At 66.8% G+C, this 26156-nt stretch carries 23 protein-coding genes, 1 pseudogene and 1 riboswitch; of the genes and pseudogenes, 2 read left to right on the forward strand and 22 right to left on the reverse strand.

Annotated features, from left to right (window positions below; translation table 11 throughout):
- Positions 1-30: 30 nt before the first annotated feature.
- The 12 genes from U4Z31_RS14790 to U4Z31_RS14845 form a co-directional block, all read right to left on the reverse strand.
- On the reverse strand, positions 31-786 hold the full coding sequence (locus tag U4Z31_RS14790; protein ID WP_257775423.1) for an ABC transporter permease: 756 nt from the start codon (positions 784-786) through the stop codon (positions 31-33).
- Positions 783-1709 carry an ABC transporter ATP-binding protein gene (locus U4Z31_RS14795; protein WP_321807771.1) on the reverse strand — a complete coding sequence of 309 codons (927 nt, stop codon included), beginning with the start codon at positions 1707-1709 and terminating at the stop codon, positions 783-785. Before U4Z31_RS14795 ends, U4Z31_RS14790 begins: the two co-directional genes overlap by 4 nt.
- Before the next feature lie 192 nt (positions 1710-1901).
- Positions 1902-2177, reverse strand: a complete 276-nt coding sequence (locus tag U4Z31_RS14800; protein WP_044845962.1) for a lipid asymmetry maintenance protein MlaB — start codon at positions 2175-2177, stop codon at positions 1902-1904.
- Positions 2174-2803, reverse strand: coding sequence for a phospholipid-binding protein MlaC (locus U4Z31_RS14805; RefSeq protein ID WP_044846000.1), 630 nt, complete (start codon positions 2801-2803; stop codon positions 2174-2176). Before U4Z31_RS14805 ends, U4Z31_RS14800 begins: the two co-directional genes overlap by 4 nt.
- Positions 2804-2913: 110 nt before the next feature.
- Positions 2914-3879, reverse strand: coding sequence for a VacJ family lipoprotein (locus tag U4Z31_RS14810; RefSeq protein WP_044845963.1), 966 nt, complete (start codon positions 3877-3879; stop codon positions 2914-2916).
- 32 nt (positions 3880-3911) lie between these two features.
- On the reverse strand, positions 3912-4472 hold the full coding sequence (mlaD, locus tag U4Z31_RS14815; RefSeq protein ID WP_044845964.1) for an outer membrane lipid asymmetry maintenance protein MlaD: 561 nt from the start codon (positions 4470-4472) through the stop codon (positions 3912-3914).
- A gap of 24 nt (positions 4473-4496) precedes the next feature.
- Positions 4497-5264, reverse strand: coding sequence for a lipid asymmetry maintenance ABC transporter permease subunit MlaE (gene mlaE, locus U4Z31_RS14820; RefSeq protein ID WP_006762098.1), 768 nt, complete (start codon positions 5262-5264; stop codon positions 4497-4499).
- Positions 5261-6082 carry an ABC transporter ATP-binding protein gene (locus U4Z31_RS14825; RefSeq protein ID WP_044845966.1) on the reverse strand — a complete coding sequence of 274 codons (822 nt, stop codon included), beginning with the start codon at positions 6080-6082 and terminating at the stop codon, positions 5261-5263. The genes mlaE and U4Z31_RS14825 overlap by 4 nt, the downstream gene beginning before the upstream one ends.
- Before the next feature lie 84 nt (positions 6083-6166).
- Positions 6167-7291 carry a thiamine phosphate synthase gene (thiE, locus tag U4Z31_RS14830; RefSeq protein WP_321810703.1) on the reverse strand — a complete coding sequence of 375 codons (1125 nt, stop codon included), beginning with the start codon at positions 7289-7291 and terminating at the stop codon, positions 6167-6169.
- The gene (locus U4Z31_RS14835) at positions 7288-8103 is read right to left on the reverse strand and encodes a thiazole synthase (protein WP_039322226.1); all 816 of its coding nucleotides are present in this window, start codon (positions 8101-8103) and stop codon (positions 7288-7290) included. The genes thiE and U4Z31_RS14835 overlap by 4 nt, the downstream gene beginning before the upstream one ends.
- Positions 8104-8141: 38 nt before the next feature.
- Complete coding sequence (gene thiS / locus U4Z31_RS14840) at positions 8142-8339, reverse strand: sulfur carrier protein ThiS (RefSeq protein ID WP_014898319.1); 198 nt, start codon at positions 8337-8339, stop codon at positions 8142-8144.
- Between the two features lie 32 nt (positions 8340-8371).
- Entirely contained in the window at positions 8372-9508 is a 1137-nt protein-coding gene (locus U4Z31_RS14845) for an FAD-dependent oxidoreductase (RefSeq protein WP_321810704.1), read from the reverse strand.
- Positions 9509-9742: 234 nt separating this feature from the next.
- Positions 9743-9866: riboswitch (TPP riboswitch) on the reverse strand.
- Positions 9867-10134: 268 nt separating this feature from the next.
- On the opposite strand from U4Z31_RS14845, the gene U4Z31_RS14850 reads away from it, so the two are divergent.
- Positions 10135-11904 carry an ABC transporter ATP-binding protein/permease gene (locus U4Z31_RS14850; protein ID WP_044845970.1) on the forward strand — a complete coding sequence of 590 codons (1770 nt, stop codon included), beginning with the start codon at positions 10135-10137 and terminating at the stop codon, positions 11902-11904.
- Between the two features lie 65 nt (positions 11905-11969).
- Here the strand turns inward: U4Z31_RS14850 and thpR are convergent, their stop codons facing one another.
- From thpR to U4Z31_RS14880, 6 genes and pseudogenes are all read right to left on the reverse strand, one after another.
- Entirely contained in the window at positions 11970-12518 is a 549-nt protein-coding gene (gene thpR, locus U4Z31_RS14855) for an RNA 2',3'-cyclic phosphodiesterase (protein WP_321810705.1), read from the reverse strand.
- Positions 12519-12631: 113 nt separating this feature from the next.
- Positions 12632-12817: pseudogene (locus tag U4Z31_RS14860) on the reverse strand (alanine:cation symporter family protein); the annotation flags it as partial.
- A gap of 556 nt (positions 12818-13373) precedes the next feature.
- A complete protein-coding gene (locus U4Z31_RS14865) occupies positions 13374-13907 on the reverse strand; it encodes an RICIN domain-containing protein (RefSeq protein ID WP_052664703.1) in 534 nt (177 codons plus the stop codon).
- 208 nt (positions 13908-14115) lie between these two features.
- Positions 14116-15582, reverse strand: coding sequence for a glutamate synthase subunit beta (locus U4Z31_RS14870; RefSeq protein ID WP_321810706.1), 1467 nt, complete (start codon positions 15580-15582; stop codon positions 14116-14118).
- Positions 15583-15667: 85 nt separating this feature from the next.
- Positions 15668-20371 carry a glutamate synthase-related protein gene (locus U4Z31_RS14875; protein WP_044845974.1) on the reverse strand — a complete coding sequence of 1568 codons (4704 nt, stop codon included), beginning with the start codon at positions 20369-20371 and terminating at the stop codon, positions 15668-15670.
- Between the two features lie 288 nt (positions 20372-20659).
- Positions 20660-21373, reverse strand: a complete 714-nt coding sequence (locus U4Z31_RS14880) for a transposase (RefSeq protein WP_006752972.1) — start codon at positions 21371-21373, stop codon at positions 20660-20662.
- Between the two features lie 193 nt (positions 21374-21566).
- On the opposite strand from U4Z31_RS14880, the gene U4Z31_RS14885 reads away from it, so the two are divergent.
- Positions 21567-22292: an OmpW/AlkL family protein gene (locus U4Z31_RS14885; protein ID WP_044845975.1), complete on the forward strand. Its 726-nt coding sequence runs from the start codon at positions 21567-21569 to the stop codon at positions 22290-22292.
- 163 nt (positions 22293-22455) lie between these two features.
- Here the strand turns inward: U4Z31_RS14885 and ugpQ are convergent, their stop codons facing one another.
- From ugpQ to ugpA, 4 genes are read right to left on the reverse strand one after another with little or no spacing between them, the layout of a single operon-like run.
- Positions 22456-23220 carry a glycerophosphodiester phosphodiesterase gene (gene ugpQ, locus U4Z31_RS14890; protein WP_321801836.1) on the reverse strand — a complete coding sequence of 255 codons (765 nt, stop codon included), beginning with the start codon at positions 23218-23220 and terminating at the stop codon, positions 22456-22458.
- A 28-nt stretch (positions 23221-23248) separates the two neighbouring features.
- The gene (locus U4Z31_RS14895) at positions 23249-24334 is read right to left on the reverse strand and encodes a sn-glycerol-3-phosphate import ATP-binding protein UgpC (RefSeq protein ID WP_124487847.1); all 1086 of its coding nucleotides are present in this window, start codon (positions 24332-24334) and stop codon (positions 23249-23251) included.
- A gap of 27 nt (positions 24335-24361) precedes the next feature.
- Entirely contained in the window at positions 24362-25207 is an 846-nt protein-coding gene (gene ugpE / locus U4Z31_RS14900; protein ID WP_044845977.1) for a sn-glycerol-3-phosphate ABC transporter permease UgpE, read from the reverse strand.
- Positions 25204-26088 carry a sn-glycerol-3-phosphate ABC transporter permease UgpA gene (gene ugpA / locus U4Z31_RS14905; protein WP_044845978.1) on the reverse strand — a complete coding sequence of 295 codons (885 nt, stop codon included), beginning with the start codon at positions 26086-26088 and terminating at the stop codon, positions 25204-25206. The genes ugpE and ugpA overlap by 4 nt, the downstream gene beginning before the upstream one ends.
- Positions 26089-26156 lie beyond the last annotated feature (68 nt).

Raw genomic sequence — 26156 nt, forward strand, 5'->3', positions numbered from 1 at the left:
CGCCGCCCGTGGCGGCCGCCGCCGTCGATATCAATGACGCAGTTTGTAGCCGGTCGCGAGCAGCCGCATCGCGAACATCGCGAGCAGCACGAAGAAACCGGTGACGATCGCGAGGCTCGCGAGCGGGTTGATGTCGGACGCGCCGAAGAACCCGAAACGGAAGCCGTCGATCATGTAGAAAAACGGGTTGAGACGCGAGATCTCGCGCCACACGGGCGGCAGCGAGTGCGTCGAATAGAACACGCCGGACAGGAACGTCAGCGGCATGATCAGGAAGTTCTGGAACGCGGCGAGCTGGTCGAACTTCTCGGCCCAGATCCCGGCGATCAGCCCGAGCGTGCCGAGGATCGCCGAGCCGAGCAGCGCGAACGCGATGATGAACAGCGGCGCCGCGAAATGCATCGGGACAAACCAGATCGTCACGACGAACACGCCCGCGCCGACCGCGAGCCCGCGCACGACGGATGCGAGCACGTACGCGCCGAACATGTCCCGATAGGACAGCGGCGGCAGCAGCACGAACACGAGGTTGCCGGTGATCTTCGACTGGATCAGCGACGACGAGCTGTTCGCGAATGCGTTCTGCAGCACGCTCATCATCACGAGGCCGGGGACCAGGAAGCTCACGTACTCGACGCCCGGATACACCTCGACGCGGCCCGACAGCGCGTGGCCGAAGATCGTCAGGTACAGCAGCGCCGTCACGATCGGTGCGCACACCGTCTGGAACGACACCTTCCAGAAACGCAGGAGTTCCTTGTAGAACAGCGTTTGAAAACCGCTCATGCCAATCCCTCGACGACTTCTGCCCCGTTCATCACCTGGACGAACACATCCTCGAGGTCGGCCTTGCGGACCTCGATCTCGTCGAACGTGCAGCCCGCCGCGCGACACTGCGCGAGAATCCGTTCGACATCGTCGTAGCTCGTCAGACGCAGCAAATGCTCGCCCGGCGCGCGTGCGGCCGGATCGGTCTCCAGCCCGCGCAGCTCGGCGGGCAGCGCGCCCGTTGCCAGCCGCAGGTACAGCTGCAACCCCGCGAAGCGGCGCAGCAGCGCGTCGGTGCGGTCGAGCGCGACGACTTCCCCGCGACGCAGCATCGCGATGCGGTCGCACAGCGACTCGGCTTCCTCGAGGTAATGCGTGGTCAGGACGATCGTGTGGCCTTCGCGGTTCAGCCGCGAGATGAATTTCCACAGCGTCTGGCGCAGCTCGACGTCGACGCCGGCCGTCGGCTCGTCGAGCACGATCACGGGCGGCCGGTGCACGAGCGCCTGCGCGACCAGCACGCGGCGCTTCATCCCGCCCGACAGCGCGCGCATGTTCGCGTCGGCCTTCTCGGTGAGGTCGAGATTGGCCATCACTTCGTCGATCCAGTCGTCGTTGCGGCGCAGCCCGAAATAGCCGGACTGGATCCGCAGCGTCTCGCGGACGGTGAAGAACGGGTCGAACACGAGTTCCTGCGGCACGACGCCGAGCGCGCGGCGCGCACCGCGGAAGTCCTTGACGACGTCGTGGCCGCGCACCGAGATACTGCCTTCATCGGCCCGGGCGAGCCCGGCGAGGATACTGATGAGCGTGGTCTTGCCTGCGCCGTTCGGGCCGAGCAGACCGAAAAACTCGCCCTCCTCGACCGACAGGCTGACGCCCTTGAGCGCCTGAAGCGATTTGTAGCGCTTCTTGACGTGACGGATTTCTATGGCTGACATGACTGTGCGCGGCGCAGGGGCCGCGACGCCTATTCTGTGCTTGCTGCGAAAGAAAATGGGGGCCGGACGCCGATTGGCTGCCCCGCAAAACGCTTGATTATAGGGCAAACCGGCTGGTGGAGCCGGCGCCTAAGGCGCGCGGCCTGAAGCGTGCGCGCGCCGGCTGGCGCGGCAGGCTTCGGTCGGACAGGGTCAATGTCGCCCGGTGCCGTCGATGAGCGCGTCGACGCCGTAGGCGCGCGCGAGGCTGGCGAGCTTCGAGGGGAGATTGAGGATGTCGAGGGTCGCGCCGCGCGCTTTGGCGGCACGTTGCCATGCGAGCAGCACGGCGAGCGCGGACGAGTCGAACTGCGTCAGCGCCGCGCAGTCGACGGCGGTTTCGCCCGCGTCGATGCGCGCGAGACCGTCCGCGAGCGCGGACTTCGCGCTCGCGACGGTCAGCGAGGAGCCGGCCGCGAAGCCGCTCACGACGCCTGCTTGCCGGCGGCAAGTTCCTGGTTGCGCTGCGTCAGGAACTTGATCAGGCCGTCCACGCCGCTTTGCTGGATCTTCTCGTTGAACTGCTGCTGGTACGTCTGGATCAGCCATGCGCCCAGCACGTTCAGGTCATACACCTTCCAGCCGTTGGCCGTCTTGTACAGGCGGTAATCGATCTGGACCGGCTGGCCGTTGTTCATCGCGACCGTCTTCACGACGACGTCGGTGTCGGCCGGATCGGCACGGAACGGCGGGTACTGGATCTGCTGGTCCGGCTTCAGCTGCGCAAGCGCGCCCGAATACGTGCGGATCAGCAGCAGCTTGAACTGCTCCTGAACCTGTTGCTGCTGCTCGGCCGACGCCGTGCGCCAGTTGCGGCCCATCGCGAGCTGCGTGGTGCGGCGGAAATCGGTGTACGGCAGGATGTCCTTGTTGACGATCGTAATGATGCGGTTGGTGTCGCCCTGCTTGATCGTCTGCTGCTTGACCTCGTCGAGCACCTGCTGCGTCGCCGTCTTGATCAGCGCCTGCGGGTTCGACTGGTCGACTTGCGCGTGAGCTGCGCTGCCGAACGAGAACAGCGCCGCGAAAACGGGAATCAGGAACAGTTTTTTCATCATGGAGACCTGCATGAAGAGTCGATGCGAAGGTTGGAGCCGGTAGATTACGCGAAGGTTCGCGTGCGCTACCGACTGAATCGTTTCCGGCTGTAACGAATGTAAGCGCGTCAGTGCAGCCGGATGCTCGGGAAGCGGAATCCGCCCGGCGACGGCGGCGCCACCTGCATCGGCGGCACGGTCGTCGCGCTGGCCGGGTTCGGCGCCTGGGCGGCACCCGACGCCGGTGCGGCAACGGCCGCGCCCGATGCGCCGGCCGGCGCCGTCGCGCCACCGACTGCCGCGGCGCCCGCCGTCCCGGCCGCACCGGCTGCCGCCGGTGCCGCGCCGTCGTCCGGCAGGTCGTACTTCGGCAGCGCATCGTTGCTCGAGGTCGTCGAGGCCTCGCCGCGCGCGTTGTCGATCAGCATCTGGCGGCGTTGCAGGTACGCGTTGCGCACGAACGAATACTTGTCGAGCGCCGCGGCATCCAGCACGTCGCCCGCGCCGAGCAGGTTCGCACGCGTGTTGACGAGGTTCACGCCGAACAGGCCCCAGCTCAGGCCGTCCGGCTTCACGTAGGTGAGCGGGTTGCCGACGTAGTCGACGCCGAGGCCGGCCGTGTCGCGCAGCGTGCTCGGGCCGAGCAGCGGCAGCACGAGATACGGACCCGACGGCATGCCGTAGCGACCCATCGTGATCCCGAAGTCGGCCGTGTGCTTCGGCAGTTTCGCGATCGTCGCGACGTCGAACAGGCCGCCGACGCCGAACACCGTGTTGATCACGACGCGCATGATGTCGCCGACGCCGTCCGCGATCCGCAGCTGCACGATGTTGTTCGCCGCGATGTAGACGTCGCCGATGTTCGAGAAGAAGTTCGTCACGCTGTCGCGCACCGGCTGCGGCACCACGTACTGGTAGCCCTTCGCGACCGGTTTCAGCGCGTACGTGTCGACCGTGTCGTTGAACTTGTACATCGACCGGTTGAAGCCTTCGAGCGGATCGCCCTTGGTCGGCGTCTGCACGGTCGCGCAACCGCTCAACGCGGCGACTGCCGCCACCGCGAGCGCGGCGTGCCTGATGCGGATCGTCTGCATGGTCATTACCCTCTGGTCTTTCTCTCGTGTGGTTATTGGGCGGCCGAACCGGACACCGCGGAGGCCGGCACCGCGACCGGTGCGGGCGCCGCCGGTGCGGCCGAGGCGCCGGATGCCGGCTTCGCGCCACCCGCGTCGGCTGCCTTGCTGTACAGGAACTGGCCGATCAGGTTCTCGAGCACGATCGCCGACTGCGTCATCGTGATCGTATCGCCCGCCTTCAGCATTTCGGTGTCGCCGCCCGGATCGAGGCCGATGTACTGCTCGCCGAGCAGGCCCGACGTCAGGATCTTCGCGGACGAATCCTTCGGGAACGGATACTGGCCGTCGATATCGATCGTCACCAGCGCCTGATAGGTGTTGGGATCGAAGCCGATCGCCTTCACGCGGCCGACCACGACGCCCGCGCTTTTCACGGCCGCGCGCGGCTTCAGCCCGCCGATGTTGTCGAATTTCATCCGCACCGAGTAGGTCGGCTGAAACGACAGCGAGCTCATGTTGCCGACCTTGAGCGCCAGGAACAGCACCGCAAGGAAGCCCACCACCACGAACAGGCCGACCCAGAAGTCGAGAGCAGTCTTTTTCATCGTCATCCCAAAATTTGGCTTGGCTGAGGCTTAGCTGAACATCAGCGCGGTCAGCAGGAAATCGAGGCCGAGTACGGCGAGCGACGCGAACACGACCGTCTTGGTTGTCGCGCGCGACACGCCCTCGGGCGTGGGCTTCGCTTCATACCCTTGAAACAGTGCAATGAAGGTCACGGCGAACCCGAACACGATGCTCTTGATCACGCCGTTGCCGACGTCGGCCCATACCTGGACCCCGCCCTGCATCTGCGACCAGAACGCGCCCGGATCGACGCCGATCAGCACGACCCCGACGAAATAGCCGCCGAGCACGCCGACCGCGTTGAAGATCGCGGCGAGCAGCGGCATCGCGATGATGCCGGCCCACAGGCGCGGCGCGATCACCGTCTTGACCGGGTCGACGGCCATCATCTCGAGCGCGGTGAGCTGCTCGCCGGCCTTCATCAGGCCGATCTCGGCCGTCAGCGACGTGCCCGCGCGGCCCGCGAACAGCAGCGCGGTCACGACCGGGCCGAGCTCGCGCACGAGCGACAGCGCGACCAGCAGGCCGAGCGCCTGCTCGGAACCGTAGCGATTCAGCGTGTAGTAGCCCTGCAGGCCGAGCACGAAGCCGACGAACAGGCCCGACACGGCGATGATCACGAACGAATAGTTGCCGAGGAAGTGGATCTGCTTCGTGACCAGCCGCGGCCGGCGCAACAGCGGGAAGAATTCCAGCACGAGGCGCACGAACAGCCGCGTGCCGTAGCCCGCGCGCTCGAGGCCGCCGATGACGTAACGTCCGATCGCGCTGATCATGCGCGCCCTCCGCCGAGCCCGAAATCCGCTGCCAGCGGCGGGCTCGTGTAATGAAATTTGAACGGGCCGTCCGGCGCGCCGTCGATGAACTGGCGCACGCTCGGGTCGGTCGATGCGCGCAGCTCGTCGGGCGTACCCTGCGCGAGCACGCCGCCGTTGGCCAGAAAATACACGTAGTCGGCGATCGCGAACGATTCCGGCACGTCGTGCGTGACGAGGATCGACGTCGCGCCGAGCGCCTCGTTCAGCGTGCGGATCAGGTTCGCGGTGATGCCGAGCGAGATCGGATCGAGGCCCGCGAACGGTTCGTCGTACATGATGAGCTGCGGGTCGAGCGCGATCGCGCGCGCGAGCGCGATGCGGCGCGCCATCCCGCCCGACACCTCGGACGGCATCAGGTCTCGCGCGCCGCGCAGGCCGACCGCATTGAGCTTCATCAGCACCAGATCGCGGATCAGGTCGTCGGGCAGGTCGGTGTGTTCGCGCAGCGCGAACGCGACGTTCTCGAACACGGACATGTCGGTAAACAGCGCGCCGAACTGGAACAGCATGCCCATCTTGCGGCGCAGCGCGTACAGGCCGTCGCGCGTCTGCGCGCCGACGTCGGCGCCGTCGAACAGCACCTGGCCGCGGCGTGCGCGCACCAGCCCGCCGATCAGGCGCAGCACGGTCGTCTTGCCGCAACCCGACCCGCCCATGACGGCGACGACCTGGCCGCGCCCGAAGCGCATGTTCAGGTTCGACAGGACGAGGCGGTCGCCGTAGCCAAAGTCGACGTCGCGAAGTTCCAGCAGGGTCTCGGTAGGAGTGGGGCTCACGGAGCTGACAGTCCTTTTACGCAGAACGCCGAATTATAGGGCCTGCATTGGAATGATGTCGTGACGCCGTTCCGGGCCCTGCGGTCAATGATTGTCAAATTGTCGGGCAAAGCATTGCTGCAATGCAGCAACGGCCGCCCGATAATCGATCGCGCCCGTTACCGCACTGACGACCGCGACGCTGCCGACGCCCGTCGTCAGCACGTCCGGCAACGCGTCGAGCCCCACGCCGCCGATCGCGACGAGCGGCGCCCGCGCCCCCGCGAAGCGCGCATAGCGGGCAATCCTCGCCAGGCCCTGCGGCGGCGCCGCGACTGCCTTGGTCGCGGTCGCGTAGACGGGACCGAGCGCCAGATAGCTCGGGCGCTCGTGCAAGGCCCGCAACATCTCGTAATAACCGTGGCTCGACAGCCCGAGCCGCAGGCCGGCGCGCGCGATCGCGGCCAGATCGGCCGTTTCCAGATCCTCCTGGCCCAGATGTACGCCGTACGCACCCTCTTCTACTGCGATCTGCCAGTGATCGTTGATGAACACGCGCGCATCGGGATAGCGGCGCCCGGCCGCGACCGCGCGCGCGATTTCCCGGCGCAATGCGTCCGGCTCCGCGCCTTTCACGCGCAGCTGCACGGTCCGCGCGCCGCAATCCAGCACGCGCTCGACCCATTCGGCATCCGGGACGACCGGATACAGGCCCAGTTGCGCGGGGCACGGCGGGAATGCCGGCTCCGGTGCGGCGGCCAGGCCGGCGACACGCGGAAACCGTGCGGCGTCGACCGGCCACGCATCGGCATCGCGGGTTTCGTCGCCGTCCCGCCACGCCAGCGCGAGCACCAGCGCGTCGATCGGCGCGAAACCGCAGTCGAGGAACGCGGCGAGCGCCGCGATCCAGTCGTCGGCGAGCGGATGCGCGGCTTCCAGCGCGTGGCGCACGCCCGCGGCATGCAGCACGGCGCCGCGCTCGTCGAATTCGATCGCGACCGCATCCGGCGATGCGGGGCGCGATGCGGCCGACGCGCGCGCCTGCGCGGCACGGTCGCCGGCCGACACGATCAGCACGTCGCCGTCGGCCGGCACGTCGGGCGCCACGACGCAGAGCCGCCACGGCGTCGTGCCGGCCGGCCAGTCGCCGAGGCGCGCGCGAATCCGCTCTGCCGCTTCGGCCAGCTCGTCGGCTGGCGGCCAGAAGGCATCGGCGAAGCGCGCGCTCATGCGCCGCCTCCGTCCTGGTGCCAGAACGGCATCCCGACGACCGGCGTGCTCGCATGCGCGGTCTCGCGCGCATCCATCGGCCCGGCGAGGTAGGCCGCACGGCCGGCCTCGACGCCCTGCGCGAACGCGCGCGCCATGATCTCCGGGTGCGTGGCCTGCGACACGGCCGTGTTCAGCAGCACGCCGTCGAAACCCCACTCCATCACCTGGCACGCGTGCGACGGCACCCCGAGCCCCGCGTCGACGATCAGCGGCACGTCCGGCAGCCGCTCGCGCAACACGCGCAGCCCGTACGGGTTCACGACGCCCTTGCCGGTGCCGATCGGCGCGCCCCACGGCATCAGCGCCTCGCAACCGACGTCGAGCAGGCGCCGGCCGATCACGAGATCCTCGGTGCAGTAAGGCAGCACCTTGAAGCCGTCCTTGACCAGTTGCGCGGCCGCCTCGATCAGCCCGACCGGGTCGGGCTGCAGCGTATAGTCGTCGCCGATCAGCTCGAGCTTGATCCAGTCGGTGTCGAACACCTCGCGCGCCATGTGCGCGGTCGTCACCGCCTCGGCGACGGTCTGGCAGCCGGCCGTGTTCGGCAGCAACGGCACCGCGTGACGCTTGAGCAGGTCGAAGAAACCGGCCTCGGCGGTGCCCCCGGTCATCTGGCGGCGCAGCGCGACCGTCACCATCCCGGGGCGCGACGCGGCGATCGAGTCGGACAGCGACTGCAGCGACGGATAGCGCGACGTGCCGAGCAGCACGCGGCTTGCGAAGGTTTCGCCGTACAGCGTCAGCGCGTCGGCGGAAGTGAGGGACGTCATGTCGTTTTCCTGGAAGAGCGGTGGCGAACCGGCGGCGCTCAGCCGCCCGCGACGGGGTGCACCACGTCGAGCTTGTCGCCCGTCGCGAGCGCGCGCGCCGCATGCTGCGTGCGCGCGACGAAATTGCCGTTCAGCGCGACCGCGTACGGCGGACGCGCGCCGTACGCGGCGAGCGCGTCGGCCACCGTCGCGCCGTCGGGCAGCGTCAGCGTCTGTTGGTTGATCTGGATATCCATGAGGCTTGATCGAATTTGGTCGGCGGCGCGCGTCAGGCCGGCTGGCGCGCGTCGTCGCGGTGATGAAGGAGCGTCGGCCAGCGCGCGGCATCGCGCCACGCGGCGAACGCGTCGGCATCGGCGAACGTGCCGCCGAGCGCGGCGTGCGCGAACGCGACCGCCGCATGCGCGACTTCCGGCGCGATCATGAAGCCGTGCCGGTACAGGCCGTTGACGGCGAGCGTCGTCGCGCCATCCCAGATCACCGCCGGGCGATGGTCGGGCAGCGTCGGGCGGCACTGCGCGTTGAGTTCGAGGATGCGCGCCTCGCCGAATGCCGGGTGCACGGAGAACGCCGCGCTCAGCAGTTCGAGCGCCGAGCGCACGCTGACGGGCGACATGTCCTCGCCCTCCACCTCGGTTGCGCCGATCACGTACAGGTCGTCCTGTTTCGGCGCGATGTACAGCGGATAGCGCGGATGCAGCAGCCGCACGGGCCGCGTGAGCCCGATGCCGGGCGCATGCACGCGCGCGACCTCGCCGCGGATGCCGCGCAGCGCGGGCAGCGCGGATTTCGCGCCGAGCCCGCGGCAATCGATCGTGAAATGCGCGTCGGGCCGGTTCGCGTCGTCGATCGTCGCGTGCCAGTGCAGCTCGACGCCGCGTTGCGCGAGGCCCGCCGCGAGCGCGCGCAGCGCCTGCCGGTTGTCGAGCTGCCCTTCGCGCGGCAGCATCAGGCCGCGCGCGAAGCGCCCCGCGAGCGCGGGCTCGGCCGCGTCGACCTGCGCACCGGCCAGCGCGACGAAGCCGCCGTCGAACAGCTCGGCCGGCGCGTTCGCGCGCACGCGCCGCTCGAACAACGGCGCCTCGGCACGATCCGCGTGATGCCAGACGACGAGCGTGCCGTGCTGCTGGAAGAACACCGGTTCGGGCAGTTCCGCGAGCCATTGCGGCCAGCGCGCGAGCGATGCGGCGCCGAGCTCGGTGATCAGCAGCTCGGCACTCGCCGCCTCGGCGAGCGGCGCGAGCATCGCGGCCGCGACCCACGCGGCCGACTGCTCGCCGTCCGGGCCGCCGCGTTCGTACAGCGCGACGCGATGCCCGTCGCCCGCGAGCCGCCACGCGATCAGGCGGCCGACGAGGCCGCCGCCGATTACCGCGAAATCCGGCCGGGAAGCATGGAGGTTCATCGCGCCCCCTCCCCGCGAACCAGGCGGGCGCATGCGACGGATGTCGACGCGCGCACACGGTCCCGTGCAGACGCACACGACAGCGGATCGGGAACAGCGCAAAAGACTGAAGATTGAGCGGTCATCATTCCTTCCGTAACGCGCGACGCGCGTACCCAAAAGGACGAAACCGGCAGCAAAGGCCGGCCGGGCGGGACTCGGGCGCTGACCATGTGGGATGGCGGCCAGCGCGGCCCGGCGGGATCAGAAACTTCCCTCGCCGGTATTACCCGGATCGGGTGCGAAGGGTCTTTCTCAGCCTCGCCGCATTGCCCGGAACTGTCCGTCGGCCGCGCTCGAAGCACCCCTGTTTCGTCGTCGGCCATTAGACCATAAAAGCGGAAAGCGCCGCAAACTGTCCCCTTGCGGCAAATTCGCCGTCGCGCCGCGCCGCTCTGGCACAATGCCCGCAGGCCGGCCGCGCGAGCGGCCGGTTGCCGCGTCACCGCCGGCCTTAAGTGCCGTTTAAGACGCGCGGGCCACCATCCGGACGCCCGCCGTCAGTCGGCACCTCGTCCCGGCATGCCGTATTGCGGCGCGCGTCCGGCTCCGCCCGGCCCGCGCGCCGGCTACTCATCAGGAAGCACATGACCCAATCGATCGATCCCGTCCGCTCCGCCTCCGACGCGCCGCAGGACGAGCGCCCGGTATCCGCATGGAGCCTCATCAAGCCCTACTGGGTGTCGTCCGAATGGAAAGTCGCGTGGGGGCTGCTGGTCACGATCATCGCGATCAACCTCTGCGTGGTCTGGATCAACGTCAAGCTGAACAAGTGGAACGCGCAGTTCTACAACGCGCTGCAGTCGAAGGACGTCCACGACTTCCCGAACCTGCTGATGCAGTTCTCCGCGCTCGCGTTCGGCTTCATCATCCTCGCGGTGTACGGCCGCTACCTGCGCCAGATGCTCGGGTTCCGCTGGCGCCAGTGGCTGACCGACCGGTTTCTCGGCCAGTGGCTCGGCGATCGCGCGTTCTACCGGATCGAACGCGACCGTCTCGCCGACAACCCCGACCAGCGGATCACCGACGACCTCCAGTCGTTCGCGACGACGACGCTCGCACTGTCGCTCGACCTGCTGTCGACGGTCGTCACGCTCGTGTCGTTCATCACGATCCTGTGGTCGCTCGCCGGCGCGCTCACGCTCTCGCTCGGCGCAACGCCGATCACGATCCCCGGCTACATGGTGTGGGCGGCCGCGCTGTACGCGGTGGTCGGCTCGCTGATCATCCAGAAGGTCGGTCACCCGCTCGTGTCGATCAACTACCAGCAGCAGCGCGTCGAGGCCGACTTCCGCTTCGGGCTGATCCGCGTGCGCGAGAACGCCGAGCAGATCGCGTTCTACGACGGCGAGAAAACCGAGACCGCCAACGCGCAGAGCCTGTTCACGCGCATTCGCGACAACTGGTGGCGCGTGATGAAGTACACGAAGCGCCTCACGTTCGTGCTGAGCTTCTACGGGCAGATCGCGATCATCTTCCCGCTCGTCGTCGCGGCGCCGCGCTATTTCGCCGGCGCGTTCTCGTTCGGCGTGCTGATGCAGATCTCGTCCGCGTTCGGCACCGTCAGCGATTCGTTCTCGTGGTTCATCAACAGTTACTCGACCCTCGTCGAATGGCGCGCCACCGTCAACCGTCTGCGTGAATTCAAGCGCGTGATGGGCACGTCGCACCTGAAGGAAAGCCTGTCGCCCGCGACCGAGCACGGCGGCATCAACCTGCACTACGTCGATGCCGCGAAGCTGTCGACGTCGTCGCTGAAGCTCGCGCTGCCGAACGGCAACGCGCTCGCGAACATCGGCAACGTGACGATCGAACCCGGCTCGCGCTGGCTCGTGATCGGCAAGTCGGGTTCCGGCAAGAGCACGTTCATGCGCGCGCTCGCGGGCCTCTGGCCGTTCGGCGACGGCGCGATCGACGCGCCGGTCGGCGCGCGGATGATGTTCGTGCCGCAGACGAGTTACCTGCCGATCGGCACGCTGAAAGCAGCGCTCACGTATCCGGCCGCGCCCGACACGTTCACCGACGACGCGTGCCGCGACGCGCTGCGCGCGTGCCGCCTCGAAGACTACGTCGAGCGCCTCGGCGAGACCGGCCACTGGACGCGCGTGCTGTCGCCGGGCGAACAGCAGCGTCTCGCCGGCGCGCGCGTGCTGCTGCACAAGCCGGACTTCCTGTTCCTCGACGAAGCGACGAGCGCGCTCGACGCCGACAACGAAGCGCGGCTCTATCATCTGTTCGCCGAACGGCTGCCGAAGGCCGCGATCGTCAGCATTGCGCACCGCGAGTCGCTGGCCGCGTTCCACGTCGGCACGATCAACGTCGAACGCGTGAACGACAGCGACAAGGTCGCCGCGTAACCGCTCAACAGAAGGCCGGCGCATGCCGCGCCGGCCTTCTCTTCCGCGTCCTTCCCGTCTTCCCGCTACGCCGACACGATCGGCACCGACACGATCGGCACATGCGACACGCCGTCGTGCGACAACCAGCTTTCAAATAGCGTCAGCGCGACGAAACGCAGCGCAACCGGCCGCCCGGTCGCGCCGCCGTGCGCGGGCTGCCCGTCCGCGTCGCGTGGCAGCCGCGCGAGCGTGACGTGCGGCCGGAACGGCCGGCGGTCGGCCGGCACGCCCAGCTCGCGCAGCAGCGAGGACAACTCGGCATTCAGCGCCGCACAGGCGGGATCGGGCGCGAGTTCCGCGACGATCAGCCTCGCGCGCGGCAGGCTCGGCCACCATGCAATCCGCTCGACCGGCTGCAACGGCAAAGCATGCGCGGCCGCGAGCGCCGGCAGGCGTGCGGCCAGCGCGTCGCAACGCGCGCGTTCGATCGCGCCGATGAACGCGAGCGTCACGTGCAGTTGCGCGGGCAGCGTGCGCCGCGCGCCGCGGGTGACCGGCAGCGCGTGCAACGCATCGCGCGACGCCGTATCGGGCATCAGTGCGACGAACACACGGAGCCGGTCGCCGTTCATGACTCGCGCACCGCCACGCGTGCTTCGGCCACCACTTCGACAGGCGCCGCTCGCTGCGGCAGCGGGCCGTGCTCGCCCCACACGTCGGCCGGCAGCACGTGAGCGAGTTCGGGAACGAACGCCGACGACATCCCGACGAGCGCCGTCATCCACATCCGGAAGATCGCGCCCGCCCCGCCGACCGTCAGCGCGACCGCGACGCCGGCGATGTTGCCGGCGCCGAGCAGCAGTGCGATCAGCACGTCATTCCACAACACGCCGTTGGCGGCGTCGATCAACCCATGCACGAATGCCTCCATCCAGAGTCGTTGTAAATGGGGGCGTCATACGCGGCGGCCGTGCGAACGCGGCGAAGACAGTTCTCAATGGTTATTACAAAACGAAAGGCTTCGAAATCGCGAAACGAAACATCAACGCCCGATGTGATCAGGTTAGGCGACGCTTCGGGAAGATGCGGGACGCGCAACGGGGGGAGCAAGCGGCCGGCGCATGCATGCCTGGGACTCGTGTGTGCCGCGAAGCCACGCACTTCGTCACGCGGAGTGGTTGGCGCGGCGCCAAGTAGCGATCCAGTCCGAAAATAGCGCGGTGGCGATTCGCGGCTTTTCGCACCGGAAAACGTTCGCAATAGCGGAGCGCCAAATAGAAATCACGACGAAAAACAAAACCCGCCATTGAACCGGCTTTTCATGCCATCCGATTAGCCATGGAAAATTTCTCAAAACGCGAGCATGCCAAAGCAGAAATTAATGTGGCGAACCGAAGCGGTTTTCCAGGTCACGGCATTCGCGCACGGAATGGGCCGCCCCGTTGCCGCCACGGGCACCGCTTCCCCGTGGCGACAACGAACCGTTCTTATGCTCGTAGCGATTGCGGCGCTCTTTCGGCCACTGCCTGGAAGGCATGAACCGGCGTCCATTGCTGTGCGTGGGTCCCGTTGTAGGGGAATGCCCAGACGAGGTTGTTCGCTTGCAGGCTATCGTAATGGTCGTCGATCACGAGGCCGGTGTTGGCGAGGGACGTAATATATCCCGGGCGAATCGAAATGCTCCAGCGCTGCGACGGCGCCCCCGTGAACGGACGCAGGACCAGCGGCGTTTCGGGCGCGACCTTCCCGTCTGCGAAGTCGACCGCCAGCTTGCCGCCGCCGTTCGAATCGCTGAAATCCAGAATGATGCAACCGTGGGTGGGATCGTAGTCCCACAGGGTCTGCACATTCGGGTCGGTGAAGTAGCGCAGTTGTACCGGGGCATTGGGGCCGATCACGCTGCCGTTGGTATTGTTCTGGGCAACACCGAGGACGCGCGTGGGGTCTTGCGTAAACTGAAACGACATCGATATATACGCCATGATTTTCTCCAAAAAGTATGAAAACCAGACCTTTTTCATGCACCTGAATTAATCAGGCGAAAATCACTATAGGTGGCGATAGACCCCGATTCAATCTCTACCTCAATATATCGTTTGATATTTTTGTTTTTATAAATTGTCGATTTAATTGATGCTTTATTGATTGCCGGCAGCGCTCGGCCCAATAAAAAACCGGGCGCCCCTTCGGACGCCCGGCCGTCTTCGAAACCCGCTCGCGCGCTTCAGCTCAGCGCGGCAGTTCCGAATGCCCCATCAGGTACGCGTCGACCGAGCGCGCGCACTGGCGGCCTTCGCGGATCGCCCAGACGACGAGCGACTGGCCGCGACGCATGTCGCCTGCCGCGAACACCTTGTCGACCGACGTGTAGTACGAGCGATCGCCTTCGGTCGCCGCGCGCGCGTTGCCGCGTGCATCCTTCGCGACGCCGAATGCCTCGAGCACGGTGGCTGCCGGCTGCGTGAAGCCCATCGCGAGCAGCACCAGGTCGGCCTTCATCTCGAACTCGGAGCCCGGTACTTCCTGCATCTTGCCGTCCTTCCACTCGACGCGCACCGCGATCAGCTTCTCGACCTTGCCGTTCTTGCCTTCGAGACGCTTGGTCGCAACCGCCCAGTCACGCTCGCAGCCTTCCTCGTGCGACGACGACGTGCGCAGCTTGATCGGCCAGTACGGCCACACGAGCGGCTTGTTTTCCTCTTCCGGCGGCTGCGGCAGCAGTTCGAACTGCGTGACCTGCTTCGCGCCGTGACGGTTCGACGTGCCGACGCAGTCCGAACCCGTATCGCCGCCGCCGATCACGATCACGTGCTTGCCCTTCGCGAGCAGCTGGTCGGCGAGCTTGTCGCCCGCGTTCACGCGGTTCTGCTGCGGCAGGAAGTCCATCGCGAAATGCACGCCCGCGAGCTCGCGGCCCGGCACCGGCAGGTCGCGCGGCGTTTCCGAACCGCCCGCGATCACGACCGCGTCGAATTCTTCCTTCAGCGTGTCCGGCGAAATGGTTTCCTTCGCGAGGCTGCCGATCGACTCGGGCAGCGGATCCTTGCCGATGAACACGCTGGTGCGGAACGTCACGCCTTCCGCTTCCATCTGGCGCATGCGGCGATCGATCAGCCACTTCTCGAGCTTGAAGTCGGGGATCCCGTAACGCAGCAGGCCGCCGATGCGATCGTTCTTCTCGAACACCGTCACGTCGTGGCCGGCACGCGCGAGCTGCTGCGCAGCGGCGAGGCCCGCGGGGCCCGAACCGACGACCGCGACCTTCTTGCCGGTCTTGTGTTCGGCCGGCAGCGGCTTCACCCAGCCTTCGGCCCAGGCCTTGTCGATGATCGCGTGCTCGATCGACTTGATGCCGACCGGATCGTTGTTGATCCCGAGCGTGCAGGCTGCCTCGCACGGCGCCGGGCAGATGCGGCCCGTGAACTCGGGGAAGTTGTTGGTCGAATGCAGGACTTCGATCGCCTGCTGCCAGTCCTGGCGGTAAACGAGATCGTTGAAGTCAGGAATGATGTTGTTGACCGGGCAGCCGTTGTTGCAGAACGGGATGCCGCAGTCCATGCAGCGTGCGCCCTGGACCTTCGCGTCCGCGTCGGTCAGCGCCGCGACGAATTCCTTGTAGTGCTTCACGCGCGTGAGCGGTGCTTCGTACGCCTCGTGGCGGCGTTCGAACTCCAGAAAACCGGTTGCCTTGCCCATAAGGTGCTCTTCTGTTCGGTGTATCGGGTGGGGGAGCCGCGCGCGGCCGTCAGGCGCGCGCGGCATTCGCTATGTCGTTCGTCGCTCAGGCGGCCAGCACTTCCTTCGCCGCCTTCTTCGCACCGATCTCGCCCAGCGCGCGCTTGTATTCGTGCGGGAACACCTTCACGAACTGGCGGCGCGCCGCGTCCCAGTTTTCCAGCAGCGACTTCGCGCGCGGCGAACCCGTGAACTGGAAATGACGCTCGACGAGCCCCTTGAGCAGCGCTTCGTCCGTCGTGCCCGCATGCCAGAGCGCGCGGTCGACCGTGCGCTCCTGCTCGGCCTGCTGCAGCACCGGCTCGAGCGCGACCATCGACTTGTTGCACTTCGCCGCGAACGTGCCTTCCGGATCGTAGATGTACGCGAGACCGCCCGACATGCCGGCCGCGAAGTTGCGCCCGGTTTCGCCGAGCACGACGACCGTGCCGCCCGTCATGTATTCGCAACCGTGGTCGCCCGTGCCTTCGACGACCGCCGTCGCGCCCGAGTTACGCACGCAGAAGCGTTCGCCCGCGACGCCGCGGAAGAACGATTCGCCTTCGATCGCGCCGTACATCACCGTGTTGCCGCAGATGATGTTTTCCTCGGACTTGCCGCGGAAGTCGTTGGTCGGACGGATGATGATCCGGCCGCCCGACAGGCCCTTGCCGACGTAGTCGTTGCCGTCGCCGACGAGGTCGAGCGTCACGCCCTTCGCGAGGAACGCGCCGAAGCTCTGGCCGGCCGTGCCCTTCAGCTGGATGTGCACCGCGTCGTCGGCCAGGCCTTCGTGGCCGTGCTTCTTCGCGATCACGCCCGACAGCATCGCGCCGACCGTCCGGTTCACGTTGCGCACCGGCTGGATGAACGACACATGCTCGCCGTTCTCGATCGCGGCCTTCGCCTTCTCGATCAGCACGTGGTCGAGCGCGCGCTCGAGGCCGTGATCCTGCACGTCGACGTGACGCGGCGCGACGTCCTCGCACTCTTCCGGCTGGTAGAACACGCGCGAGAAGTCGAGGCCCTTCGCCTTCCAGTGCTCGATGCCCTTGCGCGTATCGAGCAGGTCGGCACGGCCGATCAGGTCGTCGAACTTCGCGACGCCGAGCTGCGCCATGATCTCGCGCACTTCCTCGGCGACGAAGAAGAAGTAGTTCACGACGTGCTCGGGCTGGCCCTTGAACTTCGCACGCAGCACCGGATCCTGCGTCGCGACGCCGACCGGGCACGTGTTCAGGTGGCACTTGCGCATCATGATGCAGCCTTCGACGACGAGCGGCGCCGTCGCGAAGCCGAATTCGTCCGCGCCGAGCAGCGCGCCGATCACGACGTCGCGGCCCGTCTTCATCTGGCCGTCGGCCTGCACGCGGATGCGGCCGCGCAGGCGGTTCAGCACCAGCGTCTGCTGCGTTTCGGCGAGGCCGAGTTCCCACGGCGTGCCCGCATGCTTGACCGACGACAGCGGCGACGCACCCGTGCCGCCGTCATGGCCGGCGATCACGACGTGGTCGGCCTTCGCCTTCGCGACACCGGCCGCGACCGTGCCGACGCCGACTTCCGACACCAGCTTCACCGAGATGCTCGAGCTCGGGTTCACGTTCTTCAGGTCGTGGATCAGCTGCGCCAGATCCTCGATCGAGTAGATGTCGTGGTGCGGCGGCGGCGAGATCAGGCCGACGCCCGGCACCGAGTAACGCAGCTTGCCGATGTATTCGGACACCTTGTGGCCCGGCAGCTGGCCGCCTTCGCCCGGCTTCGCGCCCTGCGCCATCTTGATCTGGATCTGGTCGGCCGATGCCAGGTACTCGGCGGTGACGCCGAAGCGGCCCGACGCGACCTGCTTGATCTTCGAGCGCAGCGAATCGCCGTCCTTCAGCGGAATGTCGCTGACGATCTCGTCGCCGATCACCGACTTCAGCGTCTCGCCCGACTTGATCGGAATACCGCGCAGTTCGTTGCGGTAGCGCTTCTCGTCCTCGCCGCCTTCGCCGGTGTTCGACTTGCCGCCGATCCGGTTCATCGCGATCGCGAGCGTCGCGTGCGCTTCCGTGCTGATCGAACCGAGCGACATCGCGCCCGTCGCGAAGCGCTTGACGATGTCCTTCGCCGGCTCGACGTTTTCGATCGGGATCGCCTTGGTCGGCTCGACCTTGAACTCGAACAGGCCGCGGAACGTCATGTGACGCTTGGTCTGGTCGTTGATCAGGTGCGCGTATTCCTTGTAGGTCTGGTACGAGTTGCTGCGCGTCGCGTGCTGGAGCTTCGCGATCGAGTCCGGCGTCCACATGTGGTCTTCGCCGCGCACGCGATACGCGTACTCGCCGCCCGCGTCGAGCATGTCGCGCAGGACCGGGTTGTCGCCGAACGCATCGCGGTGCAGGCGGATCGCTTCTTCCGCGACTTCGAACAGGCCGATACCGCCGACCTTCGAGGCCGTGCCCTTGAAGTACTTCTCGACGAGGTCGCTCGACAGGCCGAGCGCTTCGAAGATCTGCGCGCCCGTGTACGACATGTACGTCGAGATGCCCATCTTCGACATCACCTTCTGCAGGCCCTTGCCGACCGCCTTCGTGAAGTTGTAGACGGCCTTCTCCGGCGACAGGTCGCCCGACAGGCCTTCCGCCATCTTCGCGAGCGTTTCCATCGCGAGGTACGGGTGCACGGCTTCCGCGCCGTAGCCCGCGAGCAGCGCGAAGTGGTGCGTCTCGCGTGCGGAGCCCGTCTCGACGACGAGGCCCGTGCTCGTGCGCAGCCCTTGCTGGACGAGGTGCGAGTGGATCGCCGACGTGGCGAGCAGCGCCGGAATCGCGACGTGCTCGGCGTCCGTCTTGCGGTCCGACACGATCAGCATGTTGTAGCCCGACTTGACCGCGTCGACGGCTTCCGCGCACAGCGACGCGAGGCGCGCCTCGATGCCTTCCTTGCCCCATGCGACCGGGTAGCAGATGTTCAGTTCGTACGCGCTGAACTTGCCGCCCGTGTACTGGTCGATCGCGCGGATCTTCGCGATGTCCTTGAAGTCGAGCACCGGCTGCGACACTTCGAGACGCATCGGCGGGTTGATGTTGTTCGTGTCGAGCAGGTTCGGCTTCGGGCCGATGAACGACACGAGCGACATCACCATGTTCTCGCGGATCGGGTCGATCGGCGGGTTCGTGACCTGCGCGAACAGTTGCTTGAAGTAGTGATAGAGCGTCTTGTTCTTGTTCGACATCACCGCGAGCGGCGAGTCGTTGCCCATCGAACCGACGGCCTCTTCGCCCTGCTGCGCCATCGGCGCCATCAGGAACTTCAGGTCTTCCTGCGTATAGCCGAACGCCTGCTGGCGGTCGAGCAGCGCGGCGCCCTGCGTGCGGCCGGCCGCGACGTCCTCGGCCTTCGGCTCGATCTCGTCGAGCTTGATGCGCACGGCGTCGATCCAGCTCTTGTACGGCTTCGCGTTCGCGAGGTTGTCCTTGAGCTCCTTGTCGTCGATGATGCGGCCGTGTTCCATGTCGATCAGGAACATCTTGCCCGGCTGCAGGCGCCACTTCTTGACGATCTTCGATTCGGGGATCTGCAGCGTGCCGGCTTCCGACGCCATGATGACGAGGTCGTCGTCGGTCACGATGTAGCGCGCCGGGCGCAGGCCGTTACGGTCGAGCGTCGCGCCGATCTGGCGGCCGTCGGTAAACGCGATCGCGGCGGGGCCGTCCCACGGCTCCATCATCGCGGCGTGGTATTCGTAGAACGCGCGGCGATTCTCGTCCATCAGCGTGTGCTGTTCCCAGGCTTCCGGGATCATCATCATCACCGCGTGCACGAGCGGGTAGCCGGCCATCACCAGCAGTTCGAGACAATTGTCGAACGATGCGGTGTCCGACTGGCCCGGGTAGATCAGCGGCCACAGCTTCGGCAGGTCGTCGCCGAGCACGTGCGACGCGATCGCGCCGGTACGCGCGTTCAGCCAGTTCACGTTGCCCTTCACGGTGTTGATCTCGCCGTTGTGCGCGATCATCCGGTACGGGTGCGCCAGCTCCCAGGCCGGGAACGTGTTGGTCGAGAAGCGCTGGTGCACGAGCGCGAGCGCCGACACGACGCGCGCGTCCTGCAGGTCGCGGTAGTACACGCCGACCTGGCCCGCCAGCAGCAGCCCCTTGTAGACGATCGTGCGCGCCGACATCGACGGCACGAAGTATTCCTTGCCGTGCTTGAGCTTCAGCGCCTGGATGCGGTGGCTCGCGGTCTTGCGGATCACGTACAGCTTCCGCTCGAGCGCGTCCGTCACCATGATGTCCTTGCCGCGGCCGATGAAGATCTGGCGGATCAGCGGCTCGCTCGCCTTGACCGTCGGCGAGATCGGCATCGTATGGTCGACCGGCACGTCGCGCCAGCCGAGCACGACCTGCCCTTCTGCCCGCACCGTCCGCTCGAGCTCCTGCTCGCACGCGAGACGCGATGCGTTTTCCTTCGGCAGGAAGATCATGCCGACCCCATATTCGCCGGCCGGCGGCAGCGTCACGCCCTGCTTCGACATTTCCTCGCGATAGAACGCGTCCGGAATCTGGATCAGGATGCCGGCGCCGTCGCCCATCAGCGGATCGGCACCGACCGCACCGCGGTGATCGAGGTTCTCGAGGATCTTAAGACCCTGCTGAATGATCTCGTGGCTCTTCTTGCCCTTGATGTGAGCGACGAAGCCGACGCCGCAGGCGTCGTGTTCGTTTTGCGGGTCGTACAGACCTTGTGCGGCGGGCACCGCGGCGAGCGGCTGCTGGTGGTCGTTCATGGGGACACCGTCGTAAAGGGGCCTCGAGGGCCGTTGAACCATTTTTTGTTGCCGTCGATCCCGCTCCCGACGGGAGACGGCACGGCCGACAGTGGTTGGGCGAGCTTCACCCGGGCCACCGGAATTCGGAATATACGCGACGAATCAAAGGAATAGCAACAAAAACCGCTTGATCGAACCCCATTTAAACCAATGCTCGGATCTGGTGCCGTTTTATTGGGGCCGTATCGTTTTGGTGCAAAAAGAAGCGGCGCCCGCAGCGCCGCCTCGTGACCCGCCTTTCCCGCGTTACTGCTGGATCGGCGGCGTGTTTTCACGCACCTTTCTGGGGCGTCCGCGCGGCAGCGGCGACACGCGGCGGTTCGCCGTGCGCGCCGCCCACTCGCGGTAGTTCTCGCCGCCGAGCACCCAGCCCTTCAGCGTCGCCTGCTGGAGCTGATCGGCCTGCCGCTCGTCGAGCGGCTGCTCGCACAGCTCCTTGTACGCGCGCTGACGGTCGAACGGCGTGTTGCCGAGCGCCCAGTAGAGCGGATGGTCGGTGATCAGGCTGTCGACGGTGAGCCCGACGTGGTGCCGGTAGCTCGACCAGCGATAGGCGTCGGGCGTCGCGACCAGCTGCGCGCGCACCGGGCTCATCTCGACCACGCGGCTCGCGAGCAGGAAATAGCGCTCGCCTTCGATCACGGTCGCGCGATAGCGGCCTTCCCACAGGGTGCCGCGCCGCGAATAGCGCCGGTTGAAATGCGCGACGTAGCGGCGGCCGACCGCCTGCATCGCCTTCGGCAGGCTCGCCTCGTCGCTCGGCGTCACGAGGAGCTGCACCTGACGCGGCAGCAGCACGTAGGCATGCACCGAAAGATGGTGATCGCGTGCCGCGGCCTTCAGACAATCGATGAAGAGTTCGTAGTCCTGGTCGTCGACAAACGCGGGTTGCTGATCCAGGCCGCGCAGTATCACGTGCTGCGGCTGGTCGGGAACGTAGAGTCGTGCTAACCGTGCCATGCTGAATGTCCGTTTGAACGCGTTAGGAAATACCCGAAGGTCCGAAAATGCGCACCTGCGTAGAATGCCTGTCCTGGCGGGGCGCGGAAGCGTACGGTCGTGCGAATCCTAGGGAGAAAGCTCTAACTTGCGAGCTTGTTTGGTTTTAAACGCAGTCGTCATAATGAGCACGCCTTTGATCGGAGGAGACACAATGAAACGAAAACTGGCCATTACGGGGGCCGTGGCGCTCGCATTCGCGGGCGGTACGGCACACGCACAATCCGCAGGTGATTTCTACGTCAGCACCGGCTGGCTGCACTTTTCGCCGCAGGACAGCAGCGACCCGCTGTTCGTCTACGGCGTCGGCGGCACGCCCATCAACCAATCGATTCCCAACACCGGCGCCGGCATCAACGACGCCGATACGCTCGGTCTCGCAGCGGGCTACTTCGTCACCGACCATATCTCCACCGAGCTCGTGATGGGGATACCGCCGAAGTTCGACATTACCGGCAAGGGTCGGTTCGAAAACTTCGGCGTACTCGGCCGTGCGTACCAGTGGAGCCCCGCCGTATTGCTGCGCTACCACTTCAACGACGCCAACGCGAAGTTCCGTCCGTATGTCGGCGTCGGCGCGACATATACGTGGTTCACCGGCGCAAAGATCACGAACAGCAGCTTCGAGAACGGCGTGCTCGGCGGCCCGACCAGCGCGACGACCAGCAACCAGTGGGCGCCCGTGTTCAACGCCGGCTTCACGTACAACTTCACGAAACACTGGTTCGGCGGCCTGTCGATCTCGTACATCCCGATCAGCGTCACCGCGACCTTCACGACGGCCCGCCGGACGCCGGTCGGCACCCTGACCGAAACGTCGAAAGCGAAGATCTCGCTCAATCCGATCGTCACGTACCTGAACATCGGCTACCGCTTCTAAGCGTAGTCGAATATTTGGGGAATGGTTAATCCTGCTGCAATTTGTAGCCGATTTTTCGTGACGTAACGTCTCCACGATGGAAAACGCCCTGGCGGAAACCCGCCGGGGCGTCGTTTTTTTGCCTCAGGGTTTTCCCGCGACCAGCATCGCGCGGGACCGGTCGCTACGCGATGTCGTCCAGCGCATCGGCGGCGATCAGGTCGATCCGGTCCGTGCAGACCGCATCGACGCCCCAGCGCGCGAGTTCGCGCGCCCGGGCGAGGTCGTTGACCGTGTACACCAGGATCCGCAGGCCCGCCGTCTTGATCGCGCGCACGAGCGGTTCGTCGAGCTCCTTGTGGCTTGCGTGCAACGATACGCAGCCGAGCGCACCGACGACCTGCGCGTGCCAGTCGTCCGGTACCGCCTCGTACAGCATCCCGCGCGGCAGCGCCGGTGCGCTCGCGCGCGCCTGTTGCAGCGCCTCGAACGAGAACGACGACAAGAGCGGCGGCACCGCCGCGCCATGCCAGTACGCGGCCGCATCCGCTGCGACCCGCTGCCCCGTGTCGCGCTCGCGGCCCGGGCACGGCTTGATCTCGACGTTCGCCGCCAGCCCGTGCGCGACGCAGCGCGCCGCCGCCGCCTCGAGCGTCGGCATCCGCTCGCCCGCGAAACGCGCGTCGAACCAGGCACCGGCGTCGAGCGCGGCCAGCGCCGCATAACGCATGCCCGCCGCCGGGCCGCGGCCGTTCGACGTGCGGTCGACCGTGTCGTCGTGCAGGAGGAACGTCACGTCGTCGGCGGACAGCTTCGCGTCGAACTCGACCATCCGGTGACCGCGCCGCGCGCCCTCGTCGAACGCGGCGAGCGTGTTCTCCGGTGCGAGCGTGCCGCCGCCGCGATGGGCGACGACGCGCGGATAGGGCCAGTCGGTTCGGGAAGTCATCATGCGCCTCGCAACGGGTTCGTCAGGGTCAGCCGGCCCGCTTGCCGGTCTCGGGATCGAAGAAATGCAGCCGGTGCGCGGGCAGCGCGGCACCCAGCGCCGTGCCGCGCGCGGGACGATCCGCGTGCGGCAGCCGCACCGCGACGTCGTGGTTGCCCCAGCGGCCGTGCGCGAGGTTGTCCGCGCCGAGCAGCTCGCACGAGTCGACCGGCAGCGTCGCCTGCGCGACGCCCGGCTGCGGCGTCATGTGCTCCGGCCGCACGCCGAGCACCCAGTCGCGCCCGGTGGCGATCGCGGTGCCGATGCCGGGCGCGCCGGCGACCGGCAGCGCCGGGCCGCCGCCCGCGACCGTAAACGTCGCGCCATCCTCCGACAGCCGGCCGTGCATCAGGTTCATCGCCGGCGAGCCGATGAAGCCCGCGACGAACACCGTCGCCGGCTTCTCGTACACGTCGACCGGCGCGCCGATCTGCTCCGCATAGCCGCGGTTCATCACGATCACGCGCTGCGCGAGCGTCATCGCCTCGATCTGGTCGTGCGTCACGTACACGCTCGTGGTCGCGAGCCGCGCATGCAGCCGCTGGATCTCGAGCCGCATCTGCACGCGCAGCTTCGCGTCGAGGTTCGACAGCGGCTCGTCGAACAGGAATACCGACGGCTCGCGCACGATCGCGCGCCCCATCGCGACGCGCTGCCGCTGGCCGCCCGACAGTTCGCGCGGCCGCCGCGCGAGCAGCGGCTCGAGCTCGAGGATCTTCGCGGCGGCAGCCACCCGCGCGTCGATCGTCGCGCGCTCGATGCCGCGGATCTTCAGCCCGTAGCCCATGTTCTGCGCGACCGTCATGTGCGGATACAGCGCGTAGTTCTGGAACACCATCGCGATGTCGCGATCCTTCGGCTCCAGCGCGTTGACCACGCGCTCGCCGATCGCGATCTCGCCGTCCGTCACCGTCTCGAGCCCCGCGATCATCCGCAGCAGCGTCGACTTGCCGCAGCCCGACGGGCCGACCAGCACGATGAATTCGCCGTCGGCGATCTCCACGTCGATGCCATGCAGCACGTGCTGCTTGCCGTCGTAGGATTTCCTGACGCCCTTCAAGCTCAGCGCAGCCATACCTTGTCCTTCTCCCGGTTACGTCAGTTATTTCTCGGAATCGACGAGGCCGCGCACGAACCAGCGCTGCATCGCCAGCACGACGACGAGCGGCGGAATCATCGCCAGCAGCGTCGCCGCCATTACGTATTGCCATTCGGTCGCGGCGTCGCCGCTCGCGATCATCGTCTTGATGCCCACCACCGCCGTCGACAGCGACGCCTCCGTCGTGATCAGGATCGGCCACAGATACTGGTTCCAGCCGTAGATGAACGTGATCACGAACAGCGCCGCGATGCTCGTCTTCGACAGCGGCAGCACGACGTCCCGGAAGAAGCGCAGCGGCCCCGCGCCGTCGATGCGCGCGGCGTCCATCAGCTCGTCGGGCAGCGTCATGAAGAACTGGCGGAACAGGAACGTCGCGGTCGCCGATGCAATCAGCGGCAGCGAGAGCCCCGCGTAGGTGTTCGTCATGTGGAGCGTCGACACGACCTGCACGGTCGGGAAGATCCGCACCTCGACCGGCAGCATCAGCGTGATGAAGATCAGCCAGAACGCCGTGTTGCGGAACGGGAAGCGGAAGTAGACGATCGCGTACGCGGACAGGATCGACACCGCGATCTTGCCGACCGCGATCGCGAGCGCCATCACGAAGCTGTTGACGAGCAGCCGGCCGAACGGCGCCGTCGTGCCGCCGCTGCCGTGCCCCCAGATATAGGCGACGTTCTCCAGCAGGTGCGTGCTCGGCACCAGCGACAGCGGGATCGTGAACACTTCCTGCGCGTTCATGGTCGCCGCGCAGAACGCGACGTACACCGGGAACACGATCAGCACGACGCCCGCGATCAGCACCGCGTGGCAGAACAGGTCGAAGCCCTTGCGATTTTCGATCATGCGTATTGCACCCTGCGTTCGACGAAGCGGAACTGGATCACCGTCAGGCCGACGACGATGATCATCAGCACGACCGACTGCGCACCCGAGCTGCCGATGTCGAGCCCCTGGAAGCCTTCCGTGAAGATCTTGTAGATCAGCGTCTTCGTGCTCTGCGCGGGGCCGCCCGCGGTGGCCGCGTCGATCACCGGGAAGGTGTCGAAGAACGCGTAGACGAGGTTCACGACCAGCAGGAAGAAGCTCGTCGGCGACAGCAGCGGCAGCACGATGTGGAAGAAACGCCGCACCGGCCCGGCACCGTCGATCGCCGCCGCCTCGATCAGCGAGCGCGGAATCGCCTGCAGTCCTGCGTAGAAGAACAGGAAGTTGTAGCTCACCTGCTTCCATACCGACGCGAGCACGACGAGGAACATCGCCTGGCCGCCGTTCAGCGCGTGATTCCACACGATGCCGCCCTTCGCGAGCGCATAGGTGACGAGGCCGATGCTCGGGTTGAACAGGAACGCCCACAGCACGGCCGCGATCGTCGGCGCGACCGCATACGGCCAGATCAGCAGCGTGCGGTATACGCGCGCGCCGCGGATCACGCGGTCGGCGCAGGCGGCGAGCAGCAGCGACACGACGAGCCCGCTGACCGTGACGAGCGAGCTGAACACCAGCGTCGTGCGGAACGAGTCGAGGTACAGCGGGTCGGCGAACAGGTGCGTGAAGTTCGCGAAACCGACGAATTCACTCGACGTGCCGAACGCGTCCTGCATCTGCGTCGACTGCCACAGCGCGACGCCGGCCGGCCACAGGAAGAACACGGCGGTGATCGCGAGCTGCGGCGCGATCAGCAGGTACGGCAGCAGGCTCGCGCCGAAACGGGAACGGGATTGCATCGCGGGTGTCCGGAGGCGAAACGGGAAGGGAACCGTGCCGCCGGCCCGCACGCGCGCATACGCGATGC

Source organism: Burkholderia sp. BCC1985, assembly GCF_905339915.1.
GTDB lineage: Bacteria > Pseudomonadota > Gammaproteobacteria > Burkholderiales > Burkholderiaceae > Burkholderia.